Here is an 18,303-nt window from a genome sequence, read left to right as displayed (position 1 = left end):
CCTCTCCTGTTCTATATTGATAATGACTACAAACATATTACACTTCTCATCTTTCTTCAGGCTTAAAGCAATCTTTAGATAATGTGATCCTTACCTTAATACAATGTAGTCCCCGCCACGCAAGCGTAAACGGATATTGCCGTCCTTTAACGGCAGAATAACGTTTCGCGGTGAACAATAAGCATGATTATAAGTGTGAATCTTATAAATTCTTAACATTAGAAAAAACCGCACAATTAGCTTGTACGGTTTAAATAACGAATAAGTATTAAGAAGAAGTTAAGAAAGCGGGAGACGGATGACGAATATCGTCTTCTCCTGGTCGTTAGAGGCTAGACTCAATTGGCCCCCATGCTTCTGGATGATCTTGTGAGCAATCGCCAAGCCAAGCCCGGTGCCTCCTATACTTGATCTTGCTTCATCTCCCCGGACAAACGGATCAAATAAAGTAGCTTTCAATTTATCAGGAATCCCTTTACCTCTGTCCGCAATTTCCAGAACCGCTGCTGAGCTCTCCTGTCTCAAACAGATTCGAAGCATCGTGCCGGGATCATTGTATTTCACAGCGTTGGTAAACAAATTCACTACAACCCGGCTCATATGCCGTTGATCAAAGTCCAGCATAATGGATTCCTGAGGTAGATCGATATGTACATCCAGCCGCTTTTCATCCATTTGTTCATAATGCTCTGCAACCATTTCTCGCATAAAATCGGTAAAATCTTTGCGTTGCAGCGATAAATGAAAATCCGGGGCATCCAGCTTAAGCAGGTCGAACATAGAGTCGATTAAAGCGGTCATCCGAACCGATTTATTATAAATAATTTTCAAATAACGCTTCTTCTTCTCGTCATCTATTTCAATAGGATCGGACAGCGTCTTGGCATATCCTTGAATGGTCGTCATCGGAGTTTTTAAATCATGCGACAGGTCGATTAACATCCGCTGTTTGCTTTCTTCCAGCCTTTTGGTTTCCCGTTCACTCGCTTCAAGCCTGTCCGACAACACATTAAAGGCATCACGAATTTGTCCGATCTCGGATTTCGGCACTGCTTTCAACTGAATTCTTGTGCCATAATCGCCGCGAACCATGCGGGACAAGCCTTTGGCAATCGTCTGCAGCGGCCGGCTGATTCTTTTGGCTGTCCAGAAAGTATAGATGAAGACAATCAATAGAAGAAGCACGGGAATGGCCAGAAAGGACAAAAGCAAATGAACAGCGACTTCGCCAAACGTCTGGTCGGAATTCCTCATTAGATCAATCGATCCACTGACAGCTTCCTTCGGAATTTTCAACAGCATGGAATAGGGCTCGCCATCATCCGCTACAAAGGAAACCGCCGATGTGTAAACATCCCGTTCCGGCGAATAACTGAGAAGGAGTAAAAGCTCAGCAGTCGTATACCGCTCGTAGGAATCCTGCTTCTCCCCAATCACATACACCAATTCATACTCAGCGTTTACTATTTCCACCCATGCACCGAGCTCCACCAGCTCGCCGATCGACAGGTTTTGGTAATCGCTCTGTACCAAATCCTCCGCATTAACCAAAGGAAGAGTGCTCGCTTTAATGCTTTGATAAATGGAGTAGCCAATATAAATAAAACTGATGATCACGACAAGAGAGGTAATCAGAATGATCATGAAATAATTCCACATCAACGTCGGATATATTTTTCTCGCCTTCATTTTATTGTACCTGCTTCTCCCACTTATAGCCGATCCCGCGAACTGTTTTAATATAGACCGGATTTCGCGGGTCTACCTCCAGCTTTTCCCTTATTTTACTAATGTGCACCATAATGGTATTGTCGTCGCCATAGTACGCTTCTTCCCAGACGGACTCAAATATTTTACGTTTCGTAAAGACTTTGCCGGGATGCCGCATAAGCAGTAAAGCTATTTTATACTCCATGGAAGTGAGCGGCAGCTCCTCCCCATTTCGAGTGACGATGCAGCTTTCCTGGTCCAGCGTCAGCTCTCCCGATCGGATCAGCCCTTGGCTGTCCGCTTCATCCGCCACCATTCCGAATCGATGGTAACGGCGGAGCTGGGCACCTACTCTGGCCGTCACCTCTAACGGATTGAACGGCTTGGAAATATAATCGTCGGCCCCTAGTCCGAGCCCCAATATTTTATCGTAGTCCTCTCCTTTGGCCGATAGCAGAATGATCGGGATATACTGGCTCTTCCTTATTTCCTTCAAAGCTTCAAGACCATTCATATTGGGCATCATGATATCCAGCAAAATCAGGTCGACGGTATGCTCTTCGAGCAGTTTCAGCACCTCTAGGCCATTAGCGGCCTCCAGAACTTTAAACCGCTCCTTTTCCATATATAGAGAAAGAAGCTCCCTAATTTCCTCTTCATCATCCGCAATCAATATCGTATGAGACATTCCCTATTTCCCCCTTGACTCAGCCAACCAGCCACGATTCTTGATTTATTTGTTTCTTTCATTGTAAACGATTCTGTAATATGGAGTCTTAAATTTAACATAACTTTTATTAAAACGGTGCATCAAGATACTCATGACTCGAGTCATAAGTTGTTGATACAAAAGGGTGATAGATATAAGTGCCAATAAAATAATAGAATGGGGTAAGAGCAATCTGCAAAGGAGGAGCTCAGAATGTTTACCTACCGAGCCGTAAAACCAGAGGATTTGGAATCGATTTGCCGATTCCCGAGCAGTGAGAAGGAATTGTTCTACATGTTCCCGGGTGGCCGATATCCGCTAACTAAAGAGCAGCTGCAGGAAGCTGTGGACAAGAGATTTGAATCGACCGTCATTTTGTCGGCGGAATCCATAGCAGGCTTCGCCAATTATTATTTGCTAAAGCCCGGCGAAGTGTGCCATATTGGCAATGTCATTGTCAATCCGGCCTTGCGGAACCAAGGGGCCGGAGCTTATTTGGTGCGAACGATGGTCGCAATTGCCCGCGAGAAATACCAAATTCCAAGGGTCTGTCTCGTTTGCCATAACAACAATCTGCCAGCCCTGCTGCTGTATACGAAGCTAGGATTTAAACCCGTTAGCATCAGCAAAACCGAGGATAAGCGGGGAAAGCCGCTTGCTGCCATAACCTTGGAATATGCAGAGCCGTAAAATAACCCCACTTTGCTTTTTACAGCCAGGAAGCAGGAACTTATGCATTCTATATAGGGTCATAAAGGGGCTTTACGCCCGGAGTTTCCCGGGGAACGCAGCGAAGGCGCTCCCCTCCTGAGTCTTCCCCGCTGCACATCCGTTAATCAGGTACCATCCGCCAGTTCTGTAACAGACGGCTGTTCTTCTTCTATTCTTTTAATCTCGCAATAATCGATCACATAGCGAATAAATTGGCGCATCTCTTCTGTACGAGCTTGCTCCGACTCATAGTAAGAGGTAGACGATCGAATCCGATTAATCCGCAAAGCTTCCCTAATCAGCTTGTGCCATCGCGGGGGAAGCACCGATAAGGCATATTGGCCCGCGGCCGCACGAGTAGCCATATGGAGGCAATCCATGCCATAGACAATTTTCGCTAGACTCAGAACAGTATATTCGACTGTTCGCTCATCCTCCCCCGGATAATGCTTAAGAACAGAGGCAGCCTGTTTTCCCCAGTAAGCATTCCACTTCATCTTCTTTCCCTCCTGTCGGACGAAAACCTTTGGGCTTTCTACTTTTTATTTTACATTGTAAAATAGGAAGAAAAAGAGCAAGTTTCTTTTGCTTTATTTCACATTTTATGCGATGTATTATGGTATCTTTAATGCCGACAATATAGATTCGTATTAATAGTAAAAGGAGAATACGCCCATGATCATGACCCGCCATTATCTTAAACTAAGGCAAATTTATGCTCATGCTGCAGAGTTCGAACCACTGGAGGTCAGACTGGATGAACTGGCTGATGGCCTGGAATGCACTCCTCGCAATGTCATTATGGTTCTCAAACGAATGGGTGAATCGGGTTGGTTGGAGTGGAAGCCGAGACGGGGAAGAGGGAACCGCTCTACTCTGACATTTATCAAACCCGTTGAGGATATGGCGCTGCGCGCAGCCCAGCAATTGGTGGAGAAAAAAGACTTGAAGGGGGCTCTGGAACAAATCCAGTCTCCGCTGCTTCCTACTACTCTGAAGGAAACATTCCATGATTGGCTGTACAGTTACTTTGGATATACGAAGGAAAGCGGAACAGGCATTCAGATCGATTCTCTCCGCTTCCCTATGAGCCAGCCGATCTATACACTCGATCCGATTCATATTAATTACGCCAGCGAGTCGCACCTGGTCAGTCAATTGTTCGACAGTCTGGTCCGGCGTCAACCGTTAACCGGGGAGATCGAGCCCCATTTAGCCCATGCCTGGGAAACGAACCGCTCAAGGACCGAGTGGACCTTCTATTTGCGCAAAGGGATCCTGTTCCATCACGGCCGGGAGATGAAAGCTCAGGACGCCGCCTATTCCCTTAACCGGCTTCGCGGCCTCGAGGAAAAATCGCTGTATCGCTGGATCTATAACAATATTGAAGAAGCCGTCGCCGCTGATCCGACAACTCTGACCGTCCGTTTAAAAGAAGCGAACGAATTGTTTCTGCCCTGGCTATGCACCAACCGGGCCTCTGTTGTGCCTGAGGACGTCTGCGAGCAGCCGGGAGATTCCTTCGAGCGGATGCCTGTCGGGACAGGCCCTTTTAAATTGACGCGAAACGATCACACGATGTGTACTTTGGAGGCCTTCCCCTTTTATTTTCAAGGACGGGCTCATCTCGACCGCGTCGAAATATGGAAGCTTCCCAATCTGAATGACCCGCTCCGTTATGATAAATTGGACAGCTTTCAAATCATTCACAATTTCCGCCTGCCGGATACGGCGGCGGCTAACGATTGGAATCAAGTTAAGCATCAGGGAACGACCTGCAAATTCGTTACCTGGAATATGCTCAAGACAGGGCCTCTGTCCAATACCGATCTTCGCAAAGCATTCTTCTCCGCCGTGAATCGAAACAGGATTCTGGACTCCTTGGCCGGCGATGTTATCTATCCGGCAGACGGCTTCCTGCATAAATCGGGAGATAGCTACGGAGATTTCGATCCAGCAGAGTCTATTAAAAATTTACAGCAAGCGGGTTATGAAGGAGAAACGCTGGCTCTATGTACCATTCCGCAATACGAGAAGGATGCGGAATTGTTCGCGAGCGTCTGTCGCGAGGTGGGACTGAACGTGGAAGTGACCTTGCTTCCCCTGGAGCGTTTTAAAGGAGAGGATCGGCTCCATTATGATCTGATTCTGTTCTCCATCATGCTCGACTCCGATACGGAGCTCAGACTCATTGATTTGTATCAAAGCATCAGCCAGCATTCCACAGGAGAGATCGCCGAACTGCTGGATGACAAAATCCGGGAAGTCACCTCAGAGCCGTCTACCGGCCATCGTACGAAATTGCTGCTTGAGGTAGAGAAGCATTTGAAAGCTTACAATGTTGTGCTGTTCCTATATCAGAAGCATCTCAAAACCGTCTACCATCCATCGGTTAAAGGAATTTCGCTAGACTCTCTTGAATGGGTGCAGTTCAAAGATATTTGGTTCAAGCCCTAGCATAACTGCAAGACACTCAAAAGAAAACGGCCGACACTCGTCAGCCGTTATCATTTATGATCTTTTTGATTATTCCATGGTGTTGCGTGGATTACCACTCGTTGTGTTACCGCCTGGTTTCTTTATTGCTTGTCTCTTCTTTAATAGAGATAGTTTCTCTACTGCTGTTAGTGCCGTTATTGCTTGTTTCTTTAACCTTACTGGTTTCTTTAGTACCGACCGTTCCTTTATTAGCGCTGCTGTTCTTGTTCCCATAGGTGTCTTCTGTCACAGAGCCAGGCTTGCCGCTGGGACTCGGCTTCGGAGTTGTCACGGTGGACGTAGGCTTAGGTGTAGGTGCAGGTGTGGATGTTGGTCTGGAACTCGGTCTGGCCGTCCCCACAGGAGTAGCTCCGGGAGAAGAAGAAGGTCGAACCGAAGCTTCCAATCCCAGCTCAGCTTTTAACGCAGCTTTGGCTTCTTCGAGCTCTTCATCCTTCACGATTATGTAAGGACTGATCCAGTCGCCTTCCAAGTGCACGTAATTGATATTGTTTCTATCGATATTATAATATTTTTCAATAAAGTCCCTGATTTGCGAAGCCGGAATATCCGATTTCATCTCTTCTCCTACAGCCTCGATCAGTTGCCCGACCTTTGTTATGCCGGAGAATGATTTCAATTTGCCGAACATTTTGTCCAACACTTGCTGTTGTCTCATGTTTCTTTCCACATCGGACGATTCCGCCGTTCTGACGGAACAGCTGTTGCTCGATTTACGATAGCGGACAAAGTCAAGGGTTTGTTTGCCGTTAAGCAGCTGTGTGCCTTTTTTCAAATTAATGTCAGTTCCGTCATAGGAATCCTTGTAACACATGTCCATATCGACATCCAGGGTTAATCCCCCCAGCTCATCTATCGCTTTGACAAAGCCGTTAAAGTCAATCGTCAGAATGTAATCGATCGGCACTTCCAGATAGTCGCTGAACAATTCCTTCGTCTTGGCAAATACCGTCTCTTTATCCTGCAAGTAGAAATGAGGATAGTAATAGTTCGCTTTACGATGAGGAAGATTGTCAGGCGTTAGCTGAACGTCCCTCGGAATAGATACGACCGTAGCCGATTTCCGTTCCGGGTTAAGCGAAACCACCATAATGACGTCTGTATTGAGACTCCCGGTTTCTTTCCGGTGATCAATTCCCATAAGCATAATCGTCAGTGGCTTGATCTTAGCCGATTGCTCAGGGGGAACCGATTCTTTCACACCGACGTCATCAATAACGTCATTTGCCTTCTGAATGATATAGTTGGCGTATACACCCGCTGCCACAATTAAAGAGACAATGGCCAAGCCAAGCCCAATTAAAATTTTACCATAGAGCGGAAGCGACCGCCTTTTAGGCCTTGCGGGAATGTTCAAATCTGACATAGATAAACCCCGTTTCACGTTTTTCTCGATGAGTAACGGACCTGCTATACATCGTACAACGGCAAAATAACAAAACAGTTACAAAAAGATTAAATTTTTGACACAATGTAACGGCATTTTCTGTTTTCCACAAATCTCGCAGACACACAAAATACAGTTTACAAGAAATCGATGCAAAAAGAAAATATTTTTTTATAATGCCGCGATTATAACAGAGAGGTTAGCAAATCAGGATGAATCTATCAAACAAATTCATCCCTTCTCCTCCATTTTCATAATCTTCACATGGTTACAATCATAGCCAAACAGAACAACCGCCTCGCGGCCCCCAACTGAGCATAGATGGCGAAATGGTCGCAAAATAGGATAACGGCTGGTGCCACCACGTTAGCAGTCTACTCGCACGGCATGAGGATCTAAATGGATTTTATGCAGCTAGTTTGCTCCGTTTGAGGTTAAAAACTAAAACTAAATGGAAAACCTCCATCTATTATGTGCAAAAAGGGGGATACCCGCAAAAATCCGCCATTTTAAATGTAGTTTTTCCATCTAGTCTAGTCCATTTGCACCATTTACTTCAATTTACCTACATAAAATACAGCTAGATCGATTCTCGTGCCCCATTCGCTTCCAGTTACCTACACAAACTACAGCTAGACGCTGCCCTTCTCCTAGGCGAAAAAAAGTAAGGCACCTGATCTCTTCGCGCTCCAGTCACAGCAAGGCTTAAAGCTGATTTTGCTCTACGGAAGTTGAGTTATAACTTCTATGAAAGAAGCCGCTCCCTCAATGAGCGCCTTCCTTGCGAAAAACAAACCACTTCGTGCCGGCGAAGTTGACGACCATCGTCAAGGCGGTAGCGGCTACTTTGGCCGTTACCGGATGAATTCCCAGCCCATTCCCCAAAACAAACAGCACTGCAAGAGATAGCCCGAAAGAAACCCCGTTTACCGCGACAAAACGGATGAATTGCGAAGACGTTGTCTTCTCCCGATTGGCGAAGGTCCACTTCTTGTTGCAAATATAGCTGTTGATGACTCCGCCCGCATAAGATACACACTGAGCCGCCAAATAATGCAAGCCGACCGTGATCAGCAGTGTAAACAGAACAAAATCAACCAATGTATTCAGGACGCCGACCAAATTGAATTTGATAAATTGAGCCCAGCCTTGCCGAGTCGTTTTTCCATTCACCGCCTCATTCGTCTTGCCAGTCATTCTATCGCTCATCCGACCGCTCCCTGCGATCGGCGCCGAAGCCCATCGTCTCTTTGATAATATAAAGAGGACGGTTTTTGGATTCATCATAAATCCGTCCGATATATTCTCCGATCACCCCAAGCATCAACAGCACTATCCCGTTAAAAAACAAGTTAATGGCGATGATCGACGCCCAGCCAGGCTCTGTCGAATTGGTAAACAGCCTTTGATACAGAACGACCAGTAAATAAAAGAAGCTGGATAGCGATAGCACAAAGCCGATATAGGTAGCCAGTTTGAGAGGTTTATAGGAAAACGAGGTGATGGCGTCCACCGCGAACCGGATCATTTTTTTGAGCGGATACTTCGTCTCTCCTGCGGCTCTTTCCTCACGAATATATTCAACTGAGGTCTGGTTAAAGCCGACCCAGCTGACCATGCCCCGGATGAACCTATTTTTCTCCTTAAGCCCGGACATGACGTCGCAGACCTTACGGTCCAGCAAGCGAAAATCTCCGGTATCTACGGGTATCTCCACACTCGTCAAGCTGCGAAGCAATCGGTAGAAGATTAGGGCGGTTCCTTTTTTAAAGGCGGTTTCCCCTTTGCGCTTCAGCCGTTTGCCATAGATGACGTCATAGCCCTCCTTCCACTTGCGGATCATGTCCGGAATCACTTCCGGAGGATCCTGCAGATCGGCATCGATGACGATGACCGCCCTTCCCTGGGCATAGTCCATCCCGGCGCTAATCGCTACCTGATGGCCAAAATTACGGGAAAAATCGATGAGTCTCACATTGGCATCGGACTGTCCCAGTTCTTTAACAATTTCCGCGGAACGGTCCCGGCTTCCATCGTTCACAAATACGAATTCGTACGGCTCCCCTATCCCATCCATGACTCCCTTCAAGCGAAGGTATGTCTTCAGAATAACCGCTTCTTCGTTATACATCGGTACAACGACCGAATAATTAGGTTCAGGTGACAATTTAGTTACCTCCTCGACTTGCCAACAGCTTTTCTTGCCAGTTGTTTATATCGCTTTTTTCTATTCTATACGTGGTAAAAATACCAGGTTTGAAACCATTTTAACAAGGAAGCATACTCCTTGCTGATCGTCATTCCGGACAAGATCGGATAGAACATGATGAATAAAGCCAGACAGACGACCAAATAAGCATAAATCGGAATTTTGAACCGCGGCGCACGCTCCATAGCCTGTTTAAAGATAAAGGTCAGACAGAGAATCAAAAAAGGCACCATGGCAAAATAATGGTAGATAAAGGTCAATCTCGGAACGAGCATCCAAGGAACATACTGCGATAAAAAAGCGACGATGACTACCAGCATTCCCCGGTTCCGGGTTCGGAATTGCAGGATGATGACCGCCAGGACGGCCAATGTTCCCAGCCACCATATAGCCGGATTCCCCATCGAAATAATGCTGGCAATTTCTCCTTCCGGCAGCAAGGACTGTCCGGAATAGTACCAGATCGGCCGAACCATAAACGGCCACTCCCACCAAGAAGAAGAAAAAGAATGCTCCGCCACCAGCTGGCTGTGATAATTGAACATGTCCTTCTGGTATTGAATCAGCTTCGTCAGGCTGATCTCTTCTCCGGGAGTCATCATAATTGGCATAAAGGACAAGCTGTAGATTACGAGCGGGATTACGACAAAGAACAAAGAACACCAAAGCACGCTGGCCAGCGCCAGCTTAGGAAAAGCTGCCGCTCTTTCCCCAATTGGTAGCTCTCCTGCCCGTTCTTGATCCTTCTTTAATGAAAGAGCTGAAGCCTCACCCTGCCGGCTCCTTCGGAATGCATCGTACTCTCTGTATCTCTCGTATAGAGACAGGAAGAACAGAAAAGCGAGCCCCACCCCTCCGTAGATAACGATCCATTTGCTGGCGGCCCCGATTCCAAAGAACAAGCCTGACCAGAACAAAGGAACGAGCGTCTTCTTCAAGCCGTCCCGGAATACATTCATCTGGTAATAGCGGTACATGAAGAAGTACATCAGCATGATGAAAAAAACACCATACACATCGATCGTCGCTATGCGGGTCTGGGCAAAATGCATAAAGTCGCAAGCGAGCAGGAAGGAAGCGATAAAGGCAAAGCGGGTCTGTCCAAATAAGCGGAAAGCAAATGCATACATGAGCGGAATCATAGCTATTCCGAACAGGGTGCCGACTATCCGCCAGCCAAACGGATTCATCCCGAACAAGGCTACACCGGCAGCTATCAGCTCTTTGCCGAGAGGAGGGTGAGTATTCTCATACGGCTTAATGCCTTCCAGATGCTCATAGGCCGCTCTCGCGTGATAAATTTCGTCAAAATAGGTGCCGTGCATAAAAGTAGGCCGATAGGGAGCCGTTTGCTGCTCATCAAACAATTGCTCGGCACTTTCCAGCTCGGCGCCTCCCTCCGTCCGGATGGACAGAACAGGCAGCGGCTCCGCAGCATCCTTGGTAAATAAGGCCAGCTCCTTCAGCTCGAAGCCTGCACGCTCTGCCGTCAGCTTGACATAACGCGCTTCCGTTGCAACGGATACGCTGGTCCACATAAATACTTTCACGTAATCCATATCGACCGCTTTCGGCTCGCGCCATTCTCCGTCCGTGACGGCAAATTCCAGCCGATACCGGCCGTCCCCGATTCCTCCAAAGCTGTTCGCCCGCTCAATCTCGTAAACTTCCCCTAAATCGATATAAACCGTTTCGCCGTCTTTAGAAGGCTTCCACGACAACTCAGGCGCGCGGAAGGAACCTAACTGGAGCAAAGCGACTACCGCATACATAGCAGTAAGAAGGGATATCAGCATCCAGTCTTTCCTTTTCCAGCGATTTCTAACAGGCTTATCCGTTTCTGCCAGCGTATTTTTCCATTTCTCCAGCCAAATCTCTTCCTTCCGTGAGTCTATTACCGGCTTGACCGTACCATGAATGAAACGATCCCAGGCCGTCTTGATTAAGCCCGCCAGCAGGAGCAAGTTCGCCAGCGAAGTGAGCAGCAGCAGCCCATCGAACCGTTCGACTGCATACAAATGCTCCAAGCCGTGCGACAATACGTAACTGACGTTAACAAACGATGTGATGCTAAAGCCGACAAAAAGATGCAGCACCCTCCGATCACCGGACTGAATGAAGCTGAAGAGAGCAAGCAGCAGTGCCGGAAACAGATATCTTTCGTGCATTTTGACACCCAACACAAAAACGACTGCAATGAGCACAAACGCCAACAGGAAATAGTCAGGTGTCCGTTCTTTTTTGCGTTTAAAAAATATATAGGATGTAAACAGAGTGACTGCAACGATGAACAACCAGCCCCAGGTTTGGTACGACAGGAACAGGAGCTTCTGGTCTTGCGGAATCCAATTCCCCCCGGTTAGCGCAAACAGGTTAAAGGCGTTCAAAGTGGCATACGGATAAGACTTCAGCGTCTCGAGATAAAGCTTAAATACCCATAACAGCGGATTATGTAACGCAAAAGGCAGAACCCCGGCCGCGAAAACCGCAGCTCCGGCCAGGAAGCCCAAGCCGAATTTCTTCCAGCTGCGCTCTTTGGCGAAGCCGAGCAGCAGCACGGGTGTAAAAATTAGTGCCTGAGGCTTAATAAGCAAGGCCAGGGCAAACCAGACACAAGCCTTGACCAGCTTCTGCTGCTGCACGAAAAGCACCGCCGCCACCAGAAAAAACGTAAAGAAGGAATCGACCTGTCCCCAAGCCGCTGAATTAACCAGGACGGCGGGGTTGAATGCGTATAAGACGGCAAGACAAAGGGCCGTCGATCCGGATAGCCGGGCGGCCGCTACGCGATAGATTAGCAGCGAGGCAGCCAGATCTGCGAGAATGGCAGGAAGCTTCATCCATACGGAAAAAGCGGCGGAAGAATCAGACAAAGCCAGCCATTCCCGCCCTTTATCCAGTAAATACAGAATGTAAATATATCCGGGAGGATAGTCTGCGAATGTCGCAGTGCTATAGAACTGGCCCAGCCCTGCTGCCGCCGCATTTCTCGCCCAGGCGGCGAATGTCGCCATGTCCCCCGGATGACCGTGCACCATGAAGGCAATAACTAGACGCAGCAGCAAGGCGGTGGCCAGCAGAAGCGCCAGCCATTCCGTCTTGCCGGCTTTACCCTGCCCGCGCAGCCGGTCCTCTTGGCGGATTCGCAAATGATAGAGCAGCACGAATCCGATAAAAAATAAGAGAGAATAGAGGACCGGGGCAGTAAGCGATACCTTGGCCGAAGCTGTATCCCGACCGGCGGCTTCCTGCTGACCTGCCGCTTCTTGCTGCGCATTAACCGGTTCGAAAGAGACGGACTGGGCTCCGGCCGGCAGCTCGGAAAGCTCCTGCAAGGAAACATCGTCGAAGTAAGCGCGCCCCATATTCAGGCTGGCATAGCCTCCAAGTCTCAAGGCCACCTCCAGCTCCTGCTGCTTCGTACCCGTCCGACCGTACAGCTCCACATACTTCCACTGCCCGTCAGTGTCCAAGAAATCTTCCGATGTATCCACCGTTCCTAGAACCGATAGATTGGCGCCCTTCCCTCCTCCGGAAATCTGTACCGCTTTAATCCATCCGGATAATCGGTAGTAGGTGTCGGGCTTAACTTGCACCTTCTGCACCCATTTGGCATCATTAGGCTCCCTGCTTTCAATAGCGAGGGAGTATGAGCCGCTGCGAACATATTCATCCTCGACGGCGAAACGGGTCCCCTCTTTCTCCGACTTCCAGCTGTCAGCCGTCCAGGCTTCGCTTTTATTTTCAAATCCGGCATTATTCAACAAATTATCCGCTTCCGCCGCACAGGTGCCGGTCCACATGAACATCAAGACGAGACCGAGCACCCACATGATTCTATTCACAACAATCACCCGCTTTATTCACTGATGGAATTAACATCTCCACGGTTCTCCTTCATCCACTGTCCATTATGCCAAATTCCGACTTATGGCGATAGTCCGTTGTTAGAGAACTGATAAAATCGCCGTTCACGTTATTCTCCGGGACGCGGGATTAGGCGGGTGACCCGGGCTTCCGAACGATTAGCATATTTTTCTAGAATTATATGAGAAATTTGAAACTTTTTCTAGTTTAAAGTCGTCTTATAGTTGTAGAGGTCTGGCTACCGCTCTCACTCATCCCAGTAATCCTGCCTCAGGCAGGACCTTCTTTTAGACAAAAGAGGATAAATTTGGCACATTGACATTTGGCACAGTGGAATTCGTAACTAAATTGTTACCCATTATTTGCCGAAACTGTTTAGTATTACTGGGTACTGTGCCTTTTAATAGATTTCTATTAATTGAGGGAAAGAGTGCCAGAAACGGATGGATAGGAGACTGCTTCTATCTCCGTGAAGGTGTCCATTTCGACACCATTTTTATGATTACATAACAGAGGAGGTTAAGAATGGGGGGAGTTATCGAGTCTGAGGAGCCTTTGCTCACAGTCCGTTCGGTCCATAGAAGCTTTCAAACCGCAGGCCGTAAAATCCATGTGTTAAAAGGAATCGATATGACCCTGGAGCCCAACAGGCTATTCATGCTAAGGGGCCGTTCCGGTTCCGGCAAGACAACACTTCTAAACTTGATTGGCGGCCTGGATCAGCCTGACGAAGGAGAAATATTTTTTCGCGGCAAGCCGTTCCACCGTCTGAAAGACGATCAGAGAACCGAGGTCCGGCGTAAAGACATCGGATTTATTTTTCAAACCTATGCTCTGATGCCCCTTCTTTCCGCCTGGGAGAATGTGGAGCTGTCCCTTCGCATGTCGGGTGCGCCTAAATCCCAATGGAAAGATAGAATCAAGTACTGCCTCGAACTGGTGGGACTTAGCAAACGGATGAACCACCGACCGTTTGAAATGTCCGGGGGAGAGCAGCAGCGGGTGGCGATCGCCAAAGCCATTGCACACCGCCCGAGCTTGATCCTCGCCGATGAACCGACAGCCGAGCTAGATTCACAAATGGGAGCCCAGGTGATGTCGGTTTTCCGTACGATTATCGATTTGGAGAATATAACTATTTGCATGACTACACACGATCCTACAATTTTGGAGGTAGCCGACCATGTTTTCGAAATGGTGGATGGCAAATTCATTCAACCGGAATAAATTTAAATGGAGCAAGATAGCAGCGGTCTCATTGTTATGTTTATCCGTTATTGCATTCTCTGGCTGCTCCTTCCTTCCCAAGGAAGAGGAAGAAGAAGAGCTGCCCGTCATCAATCCACCGAAGCTCTCTACCAAGCCCGAGTATGAAGTAAAGACCGGTCCTTTGGAAAAGACGGTCCGCGGGTCCGGAAAGCTGATGTCCCTCACTGAGGAGGAGCTGTTCTTCACTGAAGAGAACAAGCGGATCAAAGAAATTTACGTACAAACCGGCGATTCCGTTGAAGCCGGCCAGCTCATCGCCGAGCTCGACGTCTCCGATCTGGAAAGCCAGTTGAGACAGAAGAGACTGCAGAACAAGAAGGAAGAGCTTGCTTTGATCGATGTGCTGCGCGACAGCGGAGACAAAACGTCGGATCAAATCGAGCAGGCGAAGATTGATTTCCAACTCAAGAAGGAAGAAATGGCCGAGCTGGAAGAAAGCATTGCCAAATCTAAATTGTATGCGCCCTTCTCCGGCACCGTGGTCGGAATGTATATGAAAAAGGGAGATTCCCCTAAAGCGTTCGATACGGTGGCGGTTCTCGCCGATTTGTCCAATCTGACCGTAGCCGCAACTCTAAGTGCAGAAGACTTGAAGAATGTGGCCGTCGGGATGGATGTCAGAGTGGACATCAACACTCTTGGCCAGCATAAGGGCAAGATACTGCAGCTGCCGAGTCCGAAAGCGGACCCCAATGAAAACAACCGGCCAGGATGGGGAGGCAATGACAGTAATCAGAAAGACACCATCGACAATTATATGTTGGTCCAACTGGACGAGAAGCCTGAGAACCTGTCGAGAGGGCTTCGCCTTAGTGTCACCGTCATCCTTGAGAGAAAAGAAGAGGCCATTCTGATTCCTGTCTCCACTCTCCGAACGATGACCGGACGCAATTATGTGCAGGTTGTCGATGAGAATGGCAACAAACGGGAAGTCGATGTTGAAGTTGGCCAGCAGACCTCTACCGAGGTAGAAATACTTAAAGGATTGACCCCCGGCCAGAAAGTAGTAGGTAAATAGAGCTTATGGCGATGCTTCGTTTTCTAATTCGAAAGATGTGGAACACCCGATGGCTGACACTGAGCTCCTTGGTCGGATTAATAGTGGCGGTCTCCTTTACGACAAGCATTCCGATGTACGCGGACGGGGCTTTGAAGCGGGTCGTCGCCAAATCGCTGCAGGAATTGGAAGGCGGCGGGCCCCCGGGCTCCCTGCTCATGCGTTACCAGGCTGTAGGTTCTGACCGGCCAGACCTGGCTGATGTGAGCGAAGTGGATCAATACATACAGGAGCAGGTTCCGAAAGACATCGGCTTTCCCTACTCCGCTTATGTTAGAAGCCAATCCATTCGAGGCGCTTCTATTACACCAGTCGATTCGTCGCGGATTGAATCCACGCAGCGTCGACCTATGACCCTATCGAGTTATTCGGGTCTCGAGGAGCAGATTGAAATTACATCCGGAAGCCCGGCTTCCAAAGAAGTCAAAGACGGAATCGTTGAAGTCATTATGTTTGAAGAAGCTATATTCCGTAACGATCTGCGGGTTGGGGAAGTTTTTAAATATCCGATTGCCGGAGGCTTCGGTATTCCTCCGGTCGAAATCAAGATCGTCGGGGCCTTCAAACCTAAAGATGAACTCAGTCCTTATTGGTATCAAGAAATGGAAGGGCTGCTAAGCACTCTGCTGGTGGACGAGGAAGTTTTCCAGAAGGAACTGCTGGAGAAACGAAAAATTCCGCTTAACCTTTCCAACTGGTACTATGCTTTCGATTTGAAAGACATTCAAACCAGTCAAATATCGAGTCTGGAAAAAAGGCTTGAGCGGCTCGATATCAATCTGTACCAGATGCTGAAAGATACGAAAGTCGATATTTCATTCCTGGATCTGCTTGGTGAATTCCGCAAGCAGGGACTGCAGCTGCAATTCCTGCTGTTTACGCTGGCGGCTCCAATGATTGCGATGGTCTTCTATTACATCGTAATGAATTCTCGGCAGGCTCTGGAAAGACAGCGCAACGATATCGCTGTACTCCGCTCTCGTGGAGCCAGCACCCGGCAGATTATTAATATCTTCTTTCTGGAAGGCTTGATTCTCGGAGGCACCTCGCTGATCATTGGAACGTTAATCGGCTGGTTTATGGCCAAGAGCATTGGCTCCAGCAGCGGTTTCTTAACGTTCGTGGATCGCAAATCGATACCGGTCGGCTTCAGTACTGGAATGTGGCTATATGGAGTGGGCGCCGTTCTCATTGCTATCGCAGCCAGTCTGATTCCCGCTATCACCTATGCGAGATCCTCCATTGTGACGCATAAGCAGCAATTAGCCAGGAACAGAGCTCCTTTCTGGCAGCGCTGGTTTCTCGATATCGCCCTGCTTGGACTTGTCGGATACGGATGGTACTTGTTCCAGGAAAGGCAATTTCTCAGCATGCAAACCGGGCTATCCGCCGATCAGATGCAGGTGCAGCCGCTGTTGTTTTTCATACCGGCTATCTCCATCTTTTCGCTCGGCCTGATTGTGCTCAGAATATTTCCTTGGCTGCTCAAGCTTCTCAGTTGGATCGGCAAACCGTTCTTGTCCGTATCCTCCTATCTAACGCTGAATCAGCTGTCACGTTCAGCCATGACTTATTACCCGCTGATGCTGCTTCTTATGCTGACGCTCGGTCTTGGTGTTTATAATTCTTCAGCAGCGAGGACGATTGATCTGAACTCCACCGAACGGACGCTGTATCAGTTTGGAACAGATGTTGTTATCCAGACCGTCTGGGACACCGCTTCGGATGACCTGCCTCGTGACCGCAATCCTAACCCGGACGGCGGCCAAGGAAATAACGGAGGCGGTCAAGGCAATCAGGGAAGCGGAAATCCGGGAGGTAATCCAGGGGGAAATCCAGGCGGGCCTGGCGGTGGAAATCCGGGGGCGAATCCCCCTCCTTCCCAGATGCGCCATTTAGAGCCTCCATTTGAAATTTTCCGCCAAATGGAGGGAGTGGAGCATGCGGCCCGTGTTCTGGAGACCAGAGGCAGCGTCATCGTCTCGGGGAGATCGGCCGGGCAAGGAACAGTAGTAGGTATTGACAATGATCAATATTATCATGTGGCCTGGTTCCGGGATGATCTGTTCCCTTACAAGCCGCATCAGTATCTCAATCAGTTGGGAATTTATGAGCAATCCGTTCTTATACCCAGCAATTTTGCTGAAAGATATCAGTTGAAGGAAGGCGACCTGGTCACTATTTCCATTCAACAGCAGCCCGTGGAATTCGTCGTAGTCGGCATTCTGCCATACTGGCCGGGACAATACCCGGAACAATCTCCTTTCTTTGTTGCCAATCTGGAATATATCTACGATCAGGTACCCATATTCCCATACGAAGTATGGCTAAAGATGGAAGAAGGAGCCAAGGTCGGCCCTATTCTGGACGAATTGAACCGGCAGGGCCTCGAAATTGCCAGTGTGAGTGACGTAAGGAGCGAATTGATTACTCAGAACAAGCATCCATCCCGTGGAGGAGTCTTTGGAATTCTCAGTCTTGGCTTCCTCGTATCGGTGCTTATCTCGTTAATCGGCTACCTGCTCTTCTGGTTCTTCAACCTGTCCGGCCGAGTCGTGCAGTTTGGCGTTCTGCGAGCGATGGGGCTCAAACGAAGGCAATTGACCTTCATGCTTCTTATGGAGCAAATCTTTACAGCCGGTTTGGCCATCGCACTCGGAATTGGAATTGGCAAGCTGACCAGTTATTTATTCCTGCCATTCCTGCAAACCGCTGATGACGTTAAGCAGCAGGTACCTCCGTTCCGAGTCGTCTTCGAAGCGAAAGACACCAATCAGCTGTACGTCGTCGTAGCCTTCATGATGCTGACCGGAGCCGCGCTGCTGTTCGCACACATCCGCAGACTTCGCGTTCACCAGGCTGTAAAAATGGGAGAGGAGCGATAA

General features: G+C 48.5%; 12 protein-coding genes. 5 read left to right on the top strand and 7 right to left on the bottom strand.

Features of this window, described 5'->3' with window-relative positions; all coding sequences use genetic code 11:
* Positions 1-279: 279 nt before the first annotated feature.
* Together KJS69_RS26535 and KJS69_RS26530 are read right to left on the bottom strand one after the other, a co-directional pair.
* Entirely contained in the window at positions 280-1,689 is a 1,410-nt protein-coding gene (locus KJS69_RS26535) for a HAMP domain-containing sensor histidine kinase (RefSeq protein WP_213586831.1), read from the bottom strand.
* 1 nt (position 1,690) lies between these two features.
* Entirely contained in the window at positions 1,691-2,398 is a 708-nt protein-coding gene (locus KJS69_RS26530) for a response regulator transcription factor (protein ID WP_213586830.1), read from the bottom strand.
* 234 nt (positions 2,399-2,632) lie between these two features.
* Here KJS69_RS26530 and KJS69_RS26525 point away from each other — a divergent pair, with 234 nt between their 5' ends.
* Positions 2,633-3,109, top strand: coding sequence for a GNAT family N-acetyltransferase (locus tag KJS69_RS26525; protein ID WP_213586829.1), 477 nt, complete (start codon positions 2,633-2,635; stop codon positions 3,107-3,109).
* A 146-nt stretch (positions 3,110-3,255) separates the two neighbouring features.
* Here KJS69_RS26525 and KJS69_RS26520 read toward each other — a convergent pair whose 3' ends face one another.
* Positions 3,256-3,627 carry an aminoglycoside adenylyltransferase domain-containing protein gene (locus tag KJS69_RS26520; RefSeq protein WP_213586828.1) on the bottom strand — a complete coding sequence of 124 codons (372 nt, stop codon included), beginning with the start codon at positions 3,625-3,627 and terminating at the stop codon, positions 3,256-3,258.
* 178 nt (positions 3,628-3,805) lie between these two features.
* Between KJS69_RS26520 and KJS69_RS26515 the strand changes: the two genes are divergently transcribed.
* A complete protein-coding gene (locus KJS69_RS26515; RefSeq protein ID WP_213586827.1) occupies positions 3,806-5,587 on the top strand; it encodes an ABC transporter substrate-binding protein in 1,782 nt (593 codons plus the stop codon).
* 106 nt (positions 5,588-5,693) lie between these two features.
* Here KJS69_RS26515 and KJS69_RS26510 read toward each other — a convergent pair whose 3' ends face one another.
* The 4 genes from KJS69_RS26510 to KJS69_RS26495 all read right to left on the bottom strand — a co-directional run bounded on the left by KJS69_RS26510 (position 5,694) and on the right by KJS69_RS26495 (position 13,070).
* Complete coding sequence (locus KJS69_RS26510; protein ID WP_213586826.1) at positions 5,694-6,995, bottom strand: LCP family glycopolymer transferase; 1,302 nt, start codon at positions 6,993-6,995, stop codon at positions 5,694-5,696.
* Between the two features lie 786 nt (positions 6,996-7,781).
* Positions 7,782-8,225 carry a GtrA family protein gene (locus KJS69_RS26505; RefSeq protein ID WP_249730724.1) on the bottom strand — a complete coding sequence of 148 codons (444 nt, stop codon included), beginning with the start codon at positions 8,223-8,225 and terminating at the stop codon, positions 7,782-7,784.
* The gene (locus KJS69_RS26500) at positions 8,215-9,183 is read right to left on the bottom strand and encodes a glycosyltransferase family 2 protein (protein WP_213586825.1); all 969 of its coding nucleotides are present in this window, start codon (positions 9,181-9,183) and stop codon (positions 8,215-8,217) included. Before KJS69_RS26500 ends, KJS69_RS26505 begins: the two co-directional genes overlap by 11 nt.
* 65 nt (positions 9,184-9,248) lie before the next feature.
* Entirely contained in the window at positions 9,249-13,070 is a 3,822-nt protein-coding gene (locus tag KJS69_RS26495; RefSeq protein ID WP_213586824.1) for a glycosyltransferase family 39 protein, read from the bottom strand.
* A 547-nt stretch (positions 13,071-13,617) separates the two neighbouring features.
* On the opposite strand from KJS69_RS26495, the gene KJS69_RS26490 reads away from it, so the two are divergent.
* The 3 genes from KJS69_RS26490 to KJS69_RS26480 are packed head-to-tail and all read left to right on the top strand — an operon-like array spanning position 13,618 to position 18,303.
* On the top strand, positions 13,618-14,319 hold the full coding sequence (locus tag KJS69_RS26490) for an ABC transporter ATP-binding protein (RefSeq protein ID WP_213586823.1): 702 nt from the start codon (positions 13,618-13,620) through the stop codon (positions 14,317-14,319).
* The gene (locus KJS69_RS26485; protein ID WP_213586822.1) at positions 14,276-15,379 is read left to right on the top strand and encodes an efflux RND transporter periplasmic adaptor subunit; all 1,104 of its coding nucleotides are present in this window, start codon (positions 14,276-14,278) and stop codon (positions 15,377-15,379) included. The genes KJS69_RS26490 and KJS69_RS26485 overlap by 44 nt, the downstream gene beginning before the upstream one ends.
* Before the next feature lie 5 nt (positions 15,380-15,384).
* Positions 15,385-18,303 (top strand): ABC transporter permease, encoded by a 2,919-nt coding sequence (locus tag KJS69_RS26480; protein WP_213586821.1) that lies wholly within the window; start codon positions 15,385-15,387, stop codon positions 18,301-18,303.

The sequence above is a fragment of the Paenibacillus sp. J2TS4 genome (genome assembly GCF_018403245.1).
In the GTDB taxonomy this organism is placed as follows: domain Bacteria; phylum Bacillota; class Bacilli; order Paenibacillales; family NBRC-103111; genus Paenibacillus_L.
This window is presented reverse-complemented; position numbering and strand designations above follow the sequence as displayed.